Source organism: Gemmatimonadota bacterium, assembly GCA_009838845.1.
In the GTDB taxonomy this organism is placed as follows: Bacteria; Latescibacterota; UBA2968; order UBA2968; family UBA2968; genus VXRD01.
Genome location: VXRD01000021.1, coordinates 2,523 through 17,658, shown reverse-complemented (window position 1 = coordinate 17,658; position 15,136 = coordinate 2,523). Strand labels below are relative to the sequence as shown.

General features: G+C 53.9%; 15 protein-coding genes. 8 read left to right on the top strand and 7 right to left on the bottom strand.

Features of this window, described 5'->3' with window-relative positions:
• Nucleotides 1-350 precede the first annotated feature (350 nt).
• Nucleotides 351-1,547: an acetate kinase gene (locus F4Y39_03010; GenBank protein ID MYC12675.1), complete on the top strand. Its 1,197-nt coding sequence runs from the start codon at nucleotides 351-353 to the stop codon at nucleotides 1,545-1,547.
• A 17-nt stretch (nucleotides 1,548-1,564) separates the two neighbouring features.
• Here the strand turns inward: F4Y39_03010 and F4Y39_03005 are convergent, their stop codons facing one another.
• Genes F4Y39_03005 through F4Y39_02990 form a run of 4 tightly spaced genes read right to left on the bottom strand, consistent with a single transcriptional unit; the run spans nucleotide 1,565 to nucleotide 4,976 of the window.
• The gene (locus tag F4Y39_03005; GenBank protein MYC12674.1) at nucleotides 1,565-2,446 is read right to left on the bottom strand and encodes a sugar phosphate isomerase/epimerase; all 882 of its coding nucleotides are present in this window, start codon (nucleotides 2,444-2,446) and stop codon (nucleotides 1,565-1,567) included.
• A gap of 38 nt (nucleotides 2,447-2,484) precedes the next feature.
• The gene (locus tag F4Y39_03000; GenBank protein MYC12673.1) at nucleotides 2,485-3,348 is read right to left on the bottom strand and encodes a hypothetical protein; all 864 of its coding nucleotides are present in this window, start codon (nucleotides 3,346-3,348) and stop codon (nucleotides 2,485-2,487) included.
• Nucleotides 3,345-4,127 (bottom strand): aldolase, encoded by a 783-nt coding sequence (locus tag F4Y39_02995; GenBank protein MYC12672.1) that lies wholly within the window; start codon nucleotides 4,125-4,127, stop codon nucleotides 3,345-3,347. Before F4Y39_02995 ends, F4Y39_03000 begins: the two co-directional genes overlap by 4 nt.
• A gap of 9 nt (nucleotides 4,128-4,136) precedes the next feature.
• The gene (locus F4Y39_02990) at nucleotides 4,137-4,976 is read right to left on the bottom strand and encodes a phytanoyl-CoA dioxygenase family protein (GenBank protein ID MYC12671.1); all 840 of its coding nucleotides are present in this window, start codon (nucleotides 4,974-4,976) and stop codon (nucleotides 4,137-4,139) included.
• A gap of 180 nt (nucleotides 4,977-5,156) precedes the next feature.
• Between F4Y39_02990 and F4Y39_02985 the strand changes: the two genes are divergently transcribed.
• From F4Y39_02985 to F4Y39_02955, 7 genes are all read left to right on the top strand, one after another.
• Complete coding sequence (locus F4Y39_02985) at nucleotides 5,157-6,245, top strand: exo-alpha-sialidase (GenBank protein MYC12670.1); 1,089 nt, start codon at nucleotides 5,157-5,159, stop codon at nucleotides 6,243-6,245.
• Nucleotides 6,246-6,265: 20 nt separating this feature from the next.
• On the top strand, nucleotides 6,266-7,885 hold the full coding sequence (locus F4Y39_02980; GenBank protein ID MYC12669.1) for a fumarate hydratase: 1,620 nt from the start codon (nucleotides 6,266-6,268) through the stop codon (nucleotides 7,883-7,885).
• A gap of 11 nt (nucleotides 7,886-7,896) precedes the next feature.
• Complete coding sequence (locus tag F4Y39_02975; protein ID MYC12668.1) at nucleotides 7,897-8,709, top strand: hypothetical protein; 813 nt, start codon at nucleotides 7,897-7,899, stop codon at nucleotides 8,707-8,709.
• A 42-nt stretch (nucleotides 8,710-8,751) separates the two neighbouring features.
• The gene (locus F4Y39_02970) at nucleotides 8,752-9,042 is read left to right on the top strand and encodes a hypothetical protein (protein ID MYC12667.1); all 291 of its coding nucleotides are present in this window, start codon (nucleotides 8,752-8,754) and stop codon (nucleotides 9,040-9,042) included.
• A gap of 114 nt (nucleotides 9,043-9,156) precedes the next feature.
• Complete coding sequence (locus tag F4Y39_02965) at nucleotides 9,157-9,948, top strand: DUF1828 domain-containing protein (GenBank protein MYC12666.1); 792 nt, start codon at nucleotides 9,157-9,159, stop codon at nucleotides 9,946-9,948.
• Between the two features lie 14 nt (nucleotides 9,949-9,962).
• Complete coding sequence (locus F4Y39_02960) at nucleotides 9,963-10,883, top strand: nucleoside hydrolase (GenBank protein MYC12665.1); 921 nt, start codon at nucleotides 9,963-9,965, stop codon at nucleotides 10,881-10,883.
• A 24-nt stretch (nucleotides 10,884-10,907) separates the two neighbouring features.
• Nucleotides 10,908-11,726, top strand: a complete 819-nt coding sequence (locus F4Y39_02955; protein MYC12664.1) for a sugar phosphate isomerase/epimerase — start codon at nucleotides 10,908-10,910, stop codon at nucleotides 11,724-11,726.
• Between the two features lie 56 nt (nucleotides 11,727-11,782).
• Here the strand turns inward: F4Y39_02955 and F4Y39_02950 are convergent, their stop codons facing one another.
• The 3 genes from F4Y39_02950 to F4Y39_02940 all read right to left on the bottom strand — a co-directional run bounded on the left by F4Y39_02950 (nucleotide 11,783) and on the right by F4Y39_02940 (nucleotide 15,102).
• On the bottom strand, nucleotides 11,783-12,757 hold the full coding sequence (locus F4Y39_02950; GenBank protein MYC12663.1) for a hypothetical protein: 975 nt from the start codon (nucleotides 12,755-12,757) through the stop codon (nucleotides 11,783-11,785).
• Nucleotides 12,758-13,087: 330 nt separating this feature from the next.
• Nucleotides 13,088-14,569 carry a hypothetical protein gene (locus tag F4Y39_02945; protein ID MYC12662.1) on the bottom strand — a complete coding sequence of 494 codons (1,482 nt, stop codon included), beginning with the start codon at nucleotides 14,567-14,569 and terminating at the stop codon, nucleotides 13,088-13,090.
• Nucleotides 14,569-15,102: a leucine-rich repeat domain-containing protein gene (locus F4Y39_02940; GenBank protein ID MYC12661.1), complete on the bottom strand. Its 534-nt coding sequence runs from the start codon at nucleotides 15,100-15,102 to the stop codon at nucleotides 14,569-14,571. Before F4Y39_02940 ends, F4Y39_02945 begins: the two co-directional genes overlap by 1 nt.
• Nucleotides 15,103-15,136 lie beyond the last annotated feature (34 nt).

Below are 15,136 nucleotides of genomic sequence, written 5' to 3'. Positions count from 1 at the left end.
CCTGTTGATGAAGTGCTGGCGCACTTGTACACCGCTCCACCACCACCGATAGCCCCTTGAGGGCTATCCCCCTGGCTAAAGCCGACCCATAAATTCTATGCGCTTCGCCATGCGACCCAAGCCTAAAGGACTTGGGACTTACGCGCATTTAAGTTAAAACAGCTTCTAAGACATTACAGGAGATTGACAAATGAATAGATCCTGCCTGGATCACAGACTCACAGACGAAGAACGCCAGCAGTTTCAGCGCGACGGCTATTTCGTCATAGAAGAAGACGTACCTCTACGTACCTGGCTGAAGGCGAACAGCGATGAATCCCTTACGTGGAGCCATAGATAGCGGACCAACCATGCCAGTAATACTCACCATCAACGCCGGCAGTTCTTCCATCAAATACCAGTGCTTTGACATGCACAGCGAAGAATGCCTCGCAAGAGGACATGTCGAACGGTTGCTCTCTGCATCCGCAGAATTGTCTTACACGCGGCGGGATGGCGTCACCCATCGCATTCCCGTGCCTCAAACCGCTCACGAGACAGTATTTCAACGCATCTTTGAAATCCTGCTCCACCCGGACTGGGGAATCCTCCGCACGCCCGATGAAATTCACGCAGTCGGACATCGCGTTGTACACGGCGGGAGCCATTTCTCAGCCTCGACCCGGATCACGCCCGAAGTCGAAAAAACAATCGAACAGTGCGCCCCCCTCGCCCCACTGCACAACCCCTTCAACCTGCGCGGAATTCGCGCCTGCCAGACCATACTACCCCACATCCCACACGTCGCGGTATTCGACACCGCATTCCACCAGACCATCCCGGACTACGCCCACACTTATGCCCTGCCCCACGCGATATCCGAACAGTATCAAATCCGACAATACGGTTTCCACGGCATATCGCATCAATACGTCGCCATGCGTGCAGCGGAAATGCTCGGCTCGCCCTTGAAAACGCTAAAACTGATCACATGCCATCTGGGAAACGGCTGTAGCATCACCGCCATCGAAAATGGAAAATCAATCGACACCAGTATGGGTTTTACACCCCTTCAGGGACTCGTAATGGGAACGCGCAGTGGGGACATCGACCCGGCGATCATCCTCTACCTGATCAGAGAACACCAGATGACGCCCGATCAAATCGACCAGATGCTCAACCATCAAAGCGGTCTCATCGGCGTATCCGGAATCGGATCAGACCTCAGAGATCTAATCGCCGTCCATGAGGAAAATCGGCGTGCGGCACTGGCAATCGACATCTTCTGCTACCGCATCCGCCAGTACATCGGAAAATACGCGGCGGTACTCGACGGGATAGACGCGCTTGTATTCACCGCCGGAATAGGGGAAAACGCGCCACTCATACGGGCGTGCATCTGTGAAAAACTCGGATTCTTGGGCATACATCTCGACCAAGCAAAAAACGAGGGCAACCCCATGAACGAAACAATTCATCATGAGACCGCCCTGGTATCCGTACTCGTCATCCCCACCAACGAAGAACTGATGATCGCGCGAGACACGCTACGTGTGATTAAGAGCTAATACAGCGCGACCACCCTTCAATCCGCGAGCAGTCCGCGCAGATACCTGGCCGCCAGGCCGATCGCTTCGGCGTAATTGCAACGGTTATTGCGGTCTTCGAAGATAATCGACACATTGCCATTGTAGTTGACGGCTTTCAGGATCGGCACAATGCGCTCATAGTCGAGCCATTCTTCCTGGCCACTGTCGATTTTGTAGATCTTGGCACGCACGCAGGTGGCATACGGAGCGGTTTGTTCCATGTAGCGGTAAAACGCCAGACCGGGATCGAATTTTCCCGCCAGATTTGATCCGGGTGAGCCGAACCACTGACCCGTATCCAGTATGAAGGTGAAGTTCTCGCGGTCGGTATCGTGCAGGATGCGAAGGATGTCGTCACCGGTGGGAGCCACAGCGGGCGGATGATTGTGGAGACCCAGGAAAATGCCCTTGTCGATCGCATAGTCGGCGACTTCCTGGAAACTGCGAATCATCGAGGACCAGAGCGCTTCCCTGTCCTCTGTCCCCTCTGGCAGGCCACCCCCGAACAGGCGGACCAGGGGCGCACCCATAAATGCCGCCACATCCACGGCCTCTTTCGCCTCTGCCACCCGCCTGCGCAGTTCCTCCGGCGGCAGAGAAACGCCGACCACGCGCTGGTCTGCGCCAGTCGCCGCGCCCACAAACCCATCTCCGGTTCCCACATAGCCGATCGGCAGCCCGTACCTCAGGCACTTTCTCTTAATCTGGCGCAGGTACTCAAAACTCCTGGAACGGAACCCCCTGTAGAGGTGCAAATCGACAATATCCAGCCTCAGGTCGTGGATCAGGTCGATCAGGGATTCGACATCGATGAACTGCCCGGGATTCTCTTCGTCCCGCAGCATGGCGGTGCAGCCGAGTTTGATCATGGGGTCCATCCGTGGGGGGCGGATCAATGGGCCGTTCGCAGAACTTCTCAATCCACCGGGATGCGGTAGGAGTTGCGACTGATATTCTCGTGGTCGGATGAACGGGCAATCCTGAGCGCGTGCTCGGTCAGCGGAAGGAAGGAATGGGTTTCAGCGTTCAGGGAGATAAAGCCTTCTGCGTAAGCGCAGCCCCCCGCGCTGCCAAACGCGCCGTCGCTGGTCTCGATCCGTTTTCGGGCATAGGCGCCGCCGTATCCCTGGCTCACCAGGCAGTCCAGCGCCGCCAGCTTTTTCTCCACGACATCAGTGATGTCGATAAAGACATCGTTGTAGTAGCCCCCTTCAGAATCCCAGACCCGCCGGGGAATCCCCGCACCGCCTCCCCCAAAATAAAAGACCTGCGCGACCCGATGGGGGGGATTTCGGTCACCGGGATCAACGCTGTTGGCCAGCCCGATGGCGTGCATCACGATCTGCCCGGCGGTGGCGTGCGCGTTGGTCAGGCTGTCACCCTCTTTGGGAAAGTGGGTCAGGACGATATCGGGACGGAGCTCTCGCAGCAGCCTTGCCAGACGCCTCACCGTCTCGTCCTTGACGAGCAGAACCGAATCATCGGCGCCGAAAAAGTAGATCTCTTCTACACCCAGAATCGCACAGGCCGCGCGCACCTCCGCCGCTTTGACATCGGAGCGCTCCTGCATCATCTTCAGAAGCTCGGCCCCTTCCGGCACTTCCTCCTGGTGAAACATCGCGTCGCTGATCACGGCATCGTGCACCCGTGCGCCGTGGGTCAGCACCGCACACCGCACATCGTCGCCGCGGCTGACGTGATGGGCCATAGTGCCGCCCGACTGGTCGAAGATATCGGCCGGATGCGCCCCGATAGAGAGCAGGCGTAGTGATTCTGTCATTCTTCAGCCCCCCCACCAGGATTGGCGCGTAAGGTTTCGAGGTTGTGGGTCAGGACCTGGGTGCCATAAGCGAGAATATTGCCGACATTCATAAAGCGGTAGCCCCAGCGAAGTTTTTCCTGGATTTCGGAGAGATCCACAAGCGTGGTGCCGGCGACAATGCCGGACCCTTCCAGCCGCCCGGGAACATCCCGCATAATCTCCTGAACTTCCCTGGCGCTGGTTTCGGTAATCTTTCCGACCGATGCGGACAGATCCAGCGGCCCTACGAGCAGGACGTCAATGCCTGCGACCTGCTTGATTTCATCGATATTGTCGTAGGCCTCCTGGCTCTCGACCTGGAGGATCAATACAGTTTCCGCATTCGCAGTTTTGATGACATGGTTCCAGTCTTCGCCGGCTATGCGGGTCCACATGGGGGAAAGCCCGCGCTGTCCTTCAGGGGGATAACGGGCATATTGCACTGCCCGGGCAGCTTCTTCGGCGGTATTGACCTGGGGCACCATCACGGCCACGGCACCGACATCGAAGGCCTTCTTGATCAGAGCCGGGTCGTTCCAGGCCACGCGGATCATCGGCGCCACGCCATTCTGCCTGGCAAGGACGGGGATAGCGTCCAGGGATTCGGTGGCGAACGGGGCGTGTTCGGTATCGATCCAGACAAAGTCTGGCCGGGCCTGCACGATGGTTCCAAGGACGAGGGATGAGGGGACCGGCAGGGAGGTCCCCAGCACGATATCGCCCTTTCTAAGCTTCTGTTTAAGTGGATTGGGATACATTCGTTCTCCTTACTTGCGTTCCCATCGGCTGGGATTGATACCCGGGGCCTGACTGGCCATGTCGGGCGGTTTGTTGTCCCCTTCGGGGGTCCAGTGGCGGGTGTTGCGGTCGCCGAAGAAGGGCTTCACTGCATCGGGCAGCGCGGCGACGGCCTGCGGATCCCACCCTTCAACTTTCTGGACAGGACCGGCCCAGGCCGGGCGGTAAGCAATAGCCAGCATTGAGCGGGGCCAGTCGCCGACATTGGGGAAATTGCCGTGGAAAACCTTGTGGTTAATAAACATCGCAGAACCGGCTTTTGCGGGAACCATGACCTCCTCTGGATGGGACTCGAAGCGCTGGTAGGGATTGCCGTCTGCGTGCATGGAGAGGTGTGATCGGGGAATGACGCGGAATGGAGAGACCTCTGGGGTCAGGTCGTCCAGATAATACAGCACCCGGACCATGACCGGTACGCTACCCAGATAACCAAAGATGCGCGAACCGTAGGGTTGACCGTCCGTATGGAGGCTAATGCCGGGGTGCCCTGGCTCTGAGCGGGCATAGCCGTAATGCGACAGGATGATATCCTCCCCCAGAAGTTCCCTCAGAAAGGCGACCGTCGGGGGATGGGCGATGAGGTCGGTGATTTCACCGCCGAGGAACTGGATGTCACTCCGTCCCCGCTGATGGATGCTGTAATCCACCGGAGTGGTTTCCAAACTATCGGTTATCGCCTTGAGCCGGGCCAGATGCTCGGGCGTCAACAAATCGGGAATCAGAAGATAGCCCTCAACCTCAATCTGGCGAATGCGCTCGCCCGAAGTCAGAGCGGACCAGTCGCGGTCATCGATACGTGGAGCAGACATATTGCCTCCCTTGTAGTTTCCAAGAAAACAATATAAGATCTGTACTGCTTTCTACAAGCGGAATATGTTCCATGTGGTTCATCTCTCAACCTATTCGCAATTTTTTGGCTTGTTCTTTATCTTATTATGGTATAATTATATACTTTCCAATAAAATTCCTCAACATAAACGGAGCATTACATGATAGACAAAACCCACCTCTTTGAAGGTCGGACAAACGGGTATCACATCTACCGCGTACCGGGCATCCTCTGCACGCAAAACAACATCCTCCTCGCCACGGCAGAGGCGCGACGCGGCAGAGGCGGCGATTGGGACGGCAATGACGTGCTTATGCGGCGAAGTGCAGATGGTGGTCAGACCTGGGACTCACCCACCGTCGTCGCCCGTTGCGACACGTATGGCGAAGGCCCCATCAGCAACTTCGTCATGATCTCCGACCGCAAAGATAGCGCAGTACACGCCCTCTATTGTCACAACTACGCCCGCGTATTTTACATGCAAAGCAAAGACGACGGCGCCACATGGTCCGATCCCACTGAAATCACAGATGCACTCACACCCTTCCGCGAACAATATCCCTGGCGCGTCATAGCCACTGGACCCGGGCACGGCATCCAACTTCAAAACGGACGCCTCATCGTACCCATCTGGATGTCGGACGGCGGCGGCACGGAATTTGGCCCGGGCAAACTCGGGCATCGCCCCTCCACAGTCGCGGGCATCTACAGCGACGACCACGCGCAAACCTGGCAGCGCAGTGACATTATCGTACGCACAGAAGGCGAATACATCAACCCCAGCGAAACACTCCCCGTTGAACGCAACGACGGGCGCGTCTTATTCAACATCCGCACGGAATCCAAACGCCATCGCCGCCTCATCACCACCAGCCCCGATGGCGCGACCAACTGGTCAGAGCTAAAATTTGACGACGCCCTGCTCGAACCCGTGTGCATGGGCAGCATCCTCAAACTCCAAAACGGCAACATCATTTTTGCCAACCCCGACAACCTCGAACGCGAATTTGCCAGACCGGGGCGCGTCTCTTACGACCGCAAACGCCTCACCGTCAAAATGAGCACCGACGACTGCCAGACCTGGCCCGTCTCCAAAATTCTCGAACCGGGACCCTCGAGTTATTCAGACCTCGCCCAAACAGCCGACGGCACAATATGCTGCATATACGAAAACCAGATCTTCACGCGACAAAACGACACGCGATACGTCACCGTCGCTCGCTTTGACCTCGAATGGCTGGAACAATAAAGCCGACAAGAAAGGGAAAAATGGACACCTACGAACACCGCGAAATGATACCCCTCGGAGAAGATGAAACCCCCTACCAGTTGCTCACAACCGATTATATATCAACGGGACAATTTGAGGGCCAGGAAATCCTCAAAGTCGAACCCGAGGGCCTCACCATGCTGGCGGACCGCGCCATTCGAGACAGCGCGCACCTGCTCCGCCCTGCACACTTAAAACAACTGACCAAAATACTCGACGATCCCGAAGCCTCGGACAACGACCGCTTTGTCGCCATTGAAATGCTCAAAAATGCCAACATCGCCGCAGGCGGCGTCCTCCCCATGTGTCAGGACACGGGCACAGCCATCATCATGGGCAAAAGGGGCAATCGCGTGTGGACCGACGGCAGCGACGAAGCCGCGCTCGCACAGGGCATTACCAGAGCCTTTCTGGAAACAAACCTGCGCTACAGCCAACTGGCGCCACTCGACATGTTCCAGGAGGCAAATACAAAAACCAACCTGCCCGCTCAAATCGAGATCTATTCCGAACAAGGGGATACGTACAAATTCATGTTCATGGCCAAAGGAGGCGGATCCGCCAACAAAAGCCTGCTCTACCAGGAAACCCGAGCGCTGCTCAACCCCGAACGCCTGCGCGACTTCATCGACCAGCGCCTGCGAGAACTCGGCACAGCCGCCTGCCCGCCCTATCACCTCGCCCTCGTCATTGGCGGCACATCCGCAGAATACACCCTCAAAACCGCCAAACTCGCAAGCGCCAAATATCTCGACACCCTGCCCACACAGGGCAATGAATACGGCCAGGCATTCCGCGATCTCGAAATGGAAAAACAAGTCCTGGAAATGAGCCACGAACTCGGCATTGGCGCGCAATTTGGCGGCAAATACTTCTGCCACGATGTGCGCGTTATTCGCCTGCCTCGACACGGCGCATCCTGCCCCGTCGGCATTGCCGTATCCTGCTCTGCCGACCGACAAATCCTGGGAAAAATAACGCGCGAAGGCATCTTCCTCGAAGAACTGGAAAGCGACCCGGCGAAATACCTCCCCGAAGTCGATGAAGAAGCCCTCAGCGGCGACGTCGCAAAAATCGATCTCAACCAGCCCATGGACAAAGTGCGCGAAACCCTCAGCAAATATCCGGTCAGCACGCGCTTATCCCTCTCCGGCCCCATGATCGTCGCACGCGATATTGCCCACGCCAAACTCCAGGAGCGCATAGACAGCGGCGAAGGGCTTCCGCAATACTTCAAGAACCTGTGCGTCTATTACGCGGGACCCGCCAAAACACCCGAAGGATACGCCTCCGGCTCATTTGGTCCCACAACCGCGGGGCGCATGGACAGCTACGTCGATTCATTCCAATCAGAAGGCGGCAGCATGATCATGCTCGCCAAAGGCAATCGCTCGCGGCAAGTAACAGAAGCGTGCAAAAAACACGGCGGATTTTACCTCGGCTCCATCGGCGGTCCCGCCGCTCGCCTCGCCAAAGACGCCATACGCAAAGTCGAGTGCCAGGAATATCCCGAACTCGGCATGGAAGCGATATGGCGCATCGAAGTCGAAAACTTTCCCGCATTCATCGTCGTTGACGACAAAGGCAACGACTTTTTCTCGGGCTTCATGCGCCCATAGAGGAGCAACACATGCGATACGCAAACATAGGCGGCGTCAGTGTCTCGGGCCTCTGTATTGGCGGCAACCCGTTCAGCGGATTTTCGCACCAGACCAGAGAACGCAGCAAAGAAATGACCGATTATTACACCCCCAGCCGCATCAAAGACACCTGGCGACAGGCCGAAGAACTCGGCATCAACACCTTCTTTGGGCGCACCGACGATCACATCATGGGACTCCTCGAAGAATACTGGAATGAAGGCGGCAGCATCCAGTGGTTCTCGCAAGTATGCATCGAGCGCGGCAAACCCGAAGCCTGGCGCAAATGGCTCCGCGCATCCATCGAACTGGGCGCAAGCGGCACCTACATCCACGGCGGCGTGGTCGATAACTGGTACGCCACAGAACAGTGGGACAATTTTTACGAAGCAATCGACACAATGTCCAATGCGGGCGTCGCATCTGGATTTGCAGCCCATCAACCCGCGGCACACGAATGGGTGCGCGACAACATGGACCCCGATTTCCAGATGTGCAGCTATTACAATCCCACGGACCGCTCTCGCAGCGCGCACCACAGTGACAAAGGCGAAAAATGGGAAGAAAAAGACCGCGCCAAAATGCTCGGCGTCATCGCCACCATCCCCTGTCCCGTTGTACACTACAAAGTCTTCGCAGGTGGCAACAAACCCATCCTCGAAGCCTTTGAAACCATGGGCAAAGCCATGCGCGAAAACGACGTGGCCCTCGTCGGCTTCTTCCTCAAAGACAATCCCGACATGATGCGAGAAGACATCGCGCTCTTCGAAGAATATGTTGAGGATGTAGCCGTGCTTGCGTAGGGACAGTTATTCCGAAACAGTAAATTTCTCAGGAGAACTACCATGCCTACTGATCAATCCCGCTATTCAGCCGAGGAAACAGCACGGCGTGGCGATGAAATATACGAGCGGGCTATCCGTCCCCATGTGGAAACAACACACTATGGGAAAGTCGTTGCCATTGACATTGACACTGAGAGCTATATCATTGCCGACAATGCCCTTGCTGCATCAGAGCGTCTCCTTAAGCAATACCCCAAAGCTGAAATCTGGTGCGTGCGCGTTGGCCATCGAGCACTGCACCGTATTGACGAATATTCCGTGAAGAGATGGAGGAATAGTATCTTATGCTGACCAACCAAGAGGCCAGACGTTTGATAGGACTGCCCAAAAAGGTTATAGAAAAGGGCAATCCTGTTGACGTTATATCCTGGCGTTGGACAAATGGAAAGGCGAGATATTTTTAGTATGAACTGGCTTGCTGAACAAGAAGACAAGTATTATACCTGGCTCAGGTCGAAAACTTATATTCCCGTGGGAGATGAAAGCGATTGGAGTCTTATTTCTACTCCTTTTACTGGTCTGTTCAATGACACACTGGAAATATACGCCAAGAAGGAGGGAAATAAAATCATGCTCTCCGATGACGGCAAGACACTCCACGATTTGGAGTTAATGGGCGTGTCTTTCTCCCGCTCGTCATCTCGAAGAGAGCTTCTGGACAGAGTCCTGGCCGGTTATGGCGTAAGCAATAAGAGCAAAGAACTTGTAGCACAAGCCAACAGAGAATCCGATTTTCCTCAGAGAAAGCATGATTTGCTTCAAGCGATGTTGGAAGTCAGCAACTTCTACGTACTTGCCAAGCCCACGGTTGTCAATATTTTTAAAGATGATGTGCGGGGGTATCTGGATGAGAAAATGATAGTCTATACACCTGAATTCATTTCCAGGGGGTCTGTGGGTATTGAATTCAGCTTCGACTTCCAGGTAGCGTACCGGGAAAAGGAAATTGTGCTAAAGTGCTTCAACAGTATCAACAGAGCTTCTTTATCCAGTTTTCTGTTTATGTGGAAAGATATTTTAGAATATAGAAAGACGTTGACAGGCAAACAGGTATCGGGACTTGCGGTTATCAACGACCAGGACAAGAACATCAACCAGGACTATATGGACGCGCTGGAGGCGGGAGGAGCAGATTATATAAGGTGGCAAGAACGACATGAACCTGAAAATATCGCGAAATTACAAGAAGCCGCATAAAAAAGCATACATCCATGAACTTTCCCACCCTCACACACGCTCAGCGCATTGACAGATTAGCACCGCCATCAGGCAAAGTGCGCGTGGTACTCGACACGGACACATATAACGAAGTCGATGATCAATTCGCCGTAGCACACGCGCTCTTATCCCCCGAGAAAATCTCGGTCGAAGCCATCTATGCCGCGCCCTTTCACAACCAGCGCTCTAATGGACCCGGCGACGGCATGGAACGAAGCTACGACGAAATCCTCCGCCTACTCAACCGCTTAAATATCCCCGACAACAACCTCGTATTTCGCGGCTCCACAAACTATCTCACAGGACCAGACACACCGCAAGACAACGACGCCGTGCGCGACCTCATCGACAAAGCCATGGCATCTGATGATCCACTCTATGTCGCCGCCATCGGCGCCATAACCAACGTAGCCTCCGCCATCCTCATAGAACCCGAAATCATCAAACACATCGTCGTCGTCTGGCTCGGCGGCCACGAACACAACTGGCCCAACACCCTTGAATTTAACCTGCGACAAGACATCCTCGCCGCACGCATCATCTTTGACAGCGGCGTACCCCTCGTCCAGATCCCCTGCCGCAATGTCGCCTCTCATCTCCTCACCACCCTGCCCGAACTCGAAACCCATGTAGCGGACAAAAGCGCCATAGGCGACTTCCTCACCGAAACCGTTCGCGGCTATCACAAAGACCACTACGCATGGGCAAAAGAAATCTGGGACCTCTCGGCAACCGCGTATCTCGTCAACCCAAACTGGGTCACAACCCAACTGGTACACAGCCCCATACTCACCGATCAAATAACCTGGAGCCATGCCCCCAGTCGGCATTTCATGCGCGTAGCCACGCAACTCAACCGCAACGCCATCTTTGCCGACGTATTCAAAAAATTGGAAAGGAGCAATGACAACTAAAATCTTCTGGATCGCGGCTCAAGCATGCCCCGTAGTGCTTTTATACGGGGATCATGCCGCGATGACAACCCAAACCACTGGAAGGAGTTTTACATGAGTGCAGCACTGGATTACGGAGTCCAAAGTTTTTGCTTTCGCTACTTCAAAGACAACGCCGACGTCGCCCAAAAAGTAAAAGACATCGGCCTCGACAAAATCGAAGTCTGCCAGGCCCACGCCGACTTCAAAAACCCCGACGCCTGGAAAGACATCGTCAAAACCTACAACGACGCGGGCGTATCCGTCATCTCCATCGGCGTACAAACCTTCACGGGCGACCCCACTGAAAAATCCTACTTTGAATGCGCCGCCATTGCCGGCGCCAAACACATCTCCTGCCACTTTCAGCTCGAATCCTATCCCAAAGCCATCACACAGGTACGCGCATGGAGTCGGGCATACGGCATCCGCGTGGGCATACACTGCCACGGCGGATATCACTTTGGCGGACAACCCGGCGTACTCAAACACCTCATCGGCCTCGGCGCGCCCGAAATTGGCCTGTGCATCGACACAGCCTGGGCCTTGCAAATCGGTCCTCGCCAGGGCAACCCCGTCAAATGGACAGAAGACTTCGCCGGACAAATCTACGGCATCCACTACAAAGACTTCGTCTTTGACCCCAACGGCCAGTGGCACGACACCGTCGTCGGCGAAGGCACGCTCGACCTCCCGGCCTTTGTCGCCGGCCTTGAAAAAAGCGGCTTTGATGGCATGGCCGTCATCGAATACGAAGCCGACGTCGAAAACCCCGTCCCCGCCCTGACCCGATGCGTCGAAACCATGCGCGCATTAGCCGGGTAATCGCGCCGATTTATCAACAAAAAAGAGCGAGCCTTTTTAGACTCGCTCTTTTCTTTTTAGTATCTATCTATCACTGAGGGCTTCGACGTGCCAAATCGCACATCAACCCCTCTGTCCTGAAGGGCTGGAATGTGTGTGTTGATTGATGTCGCACTCAACGGATTATTCCGTACATCAACCACATCTCCACTGCCCAATCCCGTATTTGCGACCAGAGGCGCGAGATCCGATATGCTGTTGTTGTCAAGATACAGATCTTCCAGACTGGTCAAGTTAGACAGTGCGGACACATCCGATATGCTGTTGAAGGAAAGATCCAGCACTCTCAGGTTGTTCAAATTAGATAGAGGTGTCACATCCGATATCCCGTTGGAGACAAGAGCCAGCAATTCCAGGTTGTTCAAGTTAGACAGTGCGGACACATCTGATATGCTGTTAGAGGAAAGATCCAGCACTTCCAGACTGGTCAAACCCGACAGCGCAGACACGTCCGATATGTTGTTGCGGTCAAGATCCAGCCTTTCCAGACTGACCAATCCTGATAGGGGCGCAAGGTTGGATATTTCATTGCTGTTAATAAAACCCTCACCGCTCATATAAAATGTACCCAGATCCAACAATGTCAGACCAGTTGCAAACTCAAGCCCGGTCAGATCGCGAATATTCTTGTTCGGCGCTTCGAGGCGATTTAAGCTCGCCATCTCTGCCCGAGTGATTGGCGCACCGCTCGCCTTGCCGAGGCTATCTGCAATGACCGAACGCAGGTTCGCATCTGGAATGTCAACGTTTGGGGAAGACACCTCTTTGCCAAAGCTGCCGCTAAAGATCAGAAAATCAGAAAAGCCAATCGCACCGTCGCCATCCAGATCATATCTGGCATCATAACGCCCATCGCCCTGACGTGCTCCAAACAGACCTGCAAACGCCAAAAAGTCAGCAAAATCAACAATACCATTGCCATCAAAATCCGGAGTAACGGATTGATCACTCGCCGCACTATTTACATCCGCCAAAAGAAACAGCGGATACATCAAAAGCGCGAGTGTTGACAGAATAAACAGTATCTGTTTACGCATCGGTTTTTCCTTATTCATAGGCAAACTATCTCAATGAAAAAAATAGCTCAGAATGGACATTACTATAAACAATATACCGCCCAAAATTAGAGAATATCAAGTCGTAAAATTTGTCCCATTTTCCATTTTTTGATATGTAGTTGGATTACCCTATATTTTGCGTCGAAAGCAGCACGCATTAGCCGGGTAATCGCGTCAATCTATCAACAAAAAAGAGCGAGTCCTTTTTTAACTCGCTCTTTTCCATTACAACAATCCTTCATCAAGACAAGCTCTCATTTTGAGCTAATCACGTCCTTCCCCTCCTCTATCCACCTGCGATATATAGCCGACCTCCCTTCCCTCAATCTCCAAAAATTCCTTCTTCTCCACTGCGGGCTTCGACGCGCCAATAAGCACAATAACGCCTCTATCCTGCAGGGCCGGGATATGCATTTGGTATGACATGGCACTTAACGGATTACGCTCCACATCAACCAAATCTCCAGTACCCAATCCCGTGTTTGCAACCAGAGGAGAAAGATCCGAGATACTGTTGATAAAAAGAATCAGCCTATTCAGACGGGTCAATCTCGATAGGGGCGTAAGATCCGAGATACTGTTGCGATCAAGAGACAGATCTATCAGGTTGGCCAAACCCGATAGGGGCGTGACGTCCGTGATGTTATTGACGGAAAGAGACAATGTTGTCAGATTGGTCAAACCCGATAGAGACGTGACGTCCGTGATGTTGTTGTCGTTAAGATACAGCCTGTTCAGACTGGTCAAACCCGATAGGGACGTTAGGTCCGTGAACCTGTTGCTGGAAAGAAGCAGTGTCTTCAGACTGGTCAAACCCGATAGGGGCGTGACGTCCGAGATACCGTTGAAGGAAAGATACAGATTTCTCAGGTTGGCCAAGCCAGATAGGGGCGTAAGATCCGAGATGATGTTGCTGAAAAGAGACAGCGATCCCAGACGGGTCAAACCCGATAAGGGTGTAAGGTCCGTGATGATGTTGTCTGAAAGACGCAGCGACCTCAGACCGACCAAATCCGATAGGGGTGTGAGGTCCGTGATGTCGTTGCTGGAAAGATTCAGCCATCTCACACTGGTCAAATCTGATAGGGGCGTAAGATCCGAGATGATGTTGTCGTTAAGATCCAGCCATTCCAGGCCGGTCAAACCCGATAAGGGCGTGACATCCGTGATGTCATTGTCGGTAAGATACAAATGCGTCAGGTTGGTCAAACCCGATAGGGGCGTAAGATCCGAGATGATGTTGCTATTGACAGATTGCCCTTCCACCATCTCATCACCAAAATCCATGAATGTCAAACGGGGGGCAAACTCGAGCCCGGTCAAATCCCTGATATTCGCATTCCGTGCCTCAATGCGCATCAAGCGCGCCATCTCACTCCTCTTGATCGGCGCACCGCTCGCCTTGCCGAGAAGACCCTCGACAACAGCGCGCAGATTCGCATCCGGAATGACAACAAGCGCCACCTCGTCACCACTTTTGCCAAAGCTGCTGCTAAAAATCAGAAAATCGGAAAATCCAATTTCGCCGTCGCCATCCAGATCGTATCTGGCATCATAACGCCCATCGCCCTGACGTGTTCCAAACTGACTTACAAATACCAAAAAGTCAGGGAAGCCAACCTGACCATCCCTATCAAAGTCCGGGGTAAGGGCTTGATCGCCCGCCGTACTATTCTGCGCCGAAAGAGACAACGGATACATCAAAAGCGCGAATGTTGATAGAATGAACAGAATCTGTTTACGCATCAGTTCCCCCTTTCCTCAATCTCCAACAATTCCATCATCTCACGGAAAATGTCTTGTTTTATCTTCTCCACCGCGGGCTTCAACGCGCCAAAACGCAACTCAATCCCTCTGTCCTGAAGGATTGGAATGTGCGTATTGATTGATGTAGCACTCAACGGATTATTCCGTACATCGACCCGATCTCCACTGCCCAATCCCGTATTTGCAACCAGGGGCGAAAGATCCGAGATGTTGTTGCTGGAAAGAGACAGCGACCTCAGGCTGTTCAAGCCGGATAGGGGCGTGAGGTTCGCGATGTTGTTTCTGGAAAGAGACAGCGACAATAGATTGGTCAAGCCGGACAGCACAGATATATCCGAGATATTGTTCCGAGAAAGAAGCAGTGATGTCAGGCTGGTCAAGCCGGACAGAGGTGTGATGTTCGAGATGCTGTTGTTGTCAAGAATCAGCGTTCTCAGCCTGGTCAAGCCTGACAGTGAGGACACATCCGACATGCTGTTGCTGTGAAGAAACAGCCGTATCAGATTGGGCAAACCTGACAGTGAGGACACATCCGAGATGCTGTTG

Bases quoted from the DNA above. Each gene is read 5' to 3' on its own strand.
- F4Y39_02950 (MYC12663.1), bottom strand. From the start codon at position 12,757: ATGTATCCGCTGTTTCTTTTGGCGGATGTAAATAGTGCGGCGAGTGAT.
- F4Y39_02970 (MYC12667.1), top strand. From the start codon at position 8,752: ATGCCTACTGATCAATCCCGCTATTCAGCCGAGGAAACAGCACGGCGT.
- F4Y39_02980 (MYC12669.1), top strand. From the start codon at position 6,266: ATGGACACCTACGAACACCGCGAAATGATACCCCTCGGAGAAGATGAA.
- F4Y39_02955 (MYC12664.1), top strand. From the start codon at position 10,908: ATGCCCCGTAGTGCTTTTATACGGGGATCATGCCGCGATGACAACCCA.
- F4Y39_02990 (MYC12671.1), bottom strand. From the start codon at position 4,976: ATGTCTGCTCCACGTATCGATGACCGCGACTGGTCCGCTCTGACTTCG.
- F4Y39_03000 (MYC12673.1), bottom strand. From the start codon at position 3,348: ATGACAGAATCACTACGCCTGCTCTCTATCGGGGCGCATCCGGCCGAT.
- F4Y39_02975 (MYC12668.1), top strand. From the start codon at position 7,897: ATGCGATACGCAAACATAGGCGGCGTCAGTGTCTCGGGCCTCTGTATT.
- F4Y39_02985 (MYC12670.1), top strand. From the start codon at position 5,157: ATGATAGACAAAACCCACCTCTTTGAAGGTCGGACAAACGGGTATCAC.
- F4Y39_02945 (MYC12662.1), bottom strand. From the start codon at position 14,569: ATGCGTAAACAGATTCTGTTCATTCTATCAACATTCGCGCTTTTGATG.
- F4Y39_02995 (MYC12672.1), bottom strand. From the start codon at position 4,127: ATGTATCCCAATCCACTTAAACAGAAGCTTAGAAAGGGCGATATCGTG.
- F4Y39_03005 (MYC12674.1), bottom strand. From the start codon at position 2,446: ATGGACCCCATGATCAAACTCGGCTGCACCGCCATGCTGCGGGACGAA.
- F4Y39_02965 (MYC12666.1), top strand. From the start codon at position 9,157: ATGAACTGGCTTGCTGAACAAGAAGACAAGTATTATACCTGGCTCAGG.
- F4Y39_03010 (MYC12675.1), top strand. From the start codon at position 351: ATGCCAGTAATACTCACCATCAACGCCGGCAGTTCTTCCATCAAATAC.
- F4Y39_02960 (MYC12665.1), top strand. From the start codon at position 9,963: ATGAACTTTCCCACCCTCACACACGCTCAGCGCATTGACAGATTAGCA.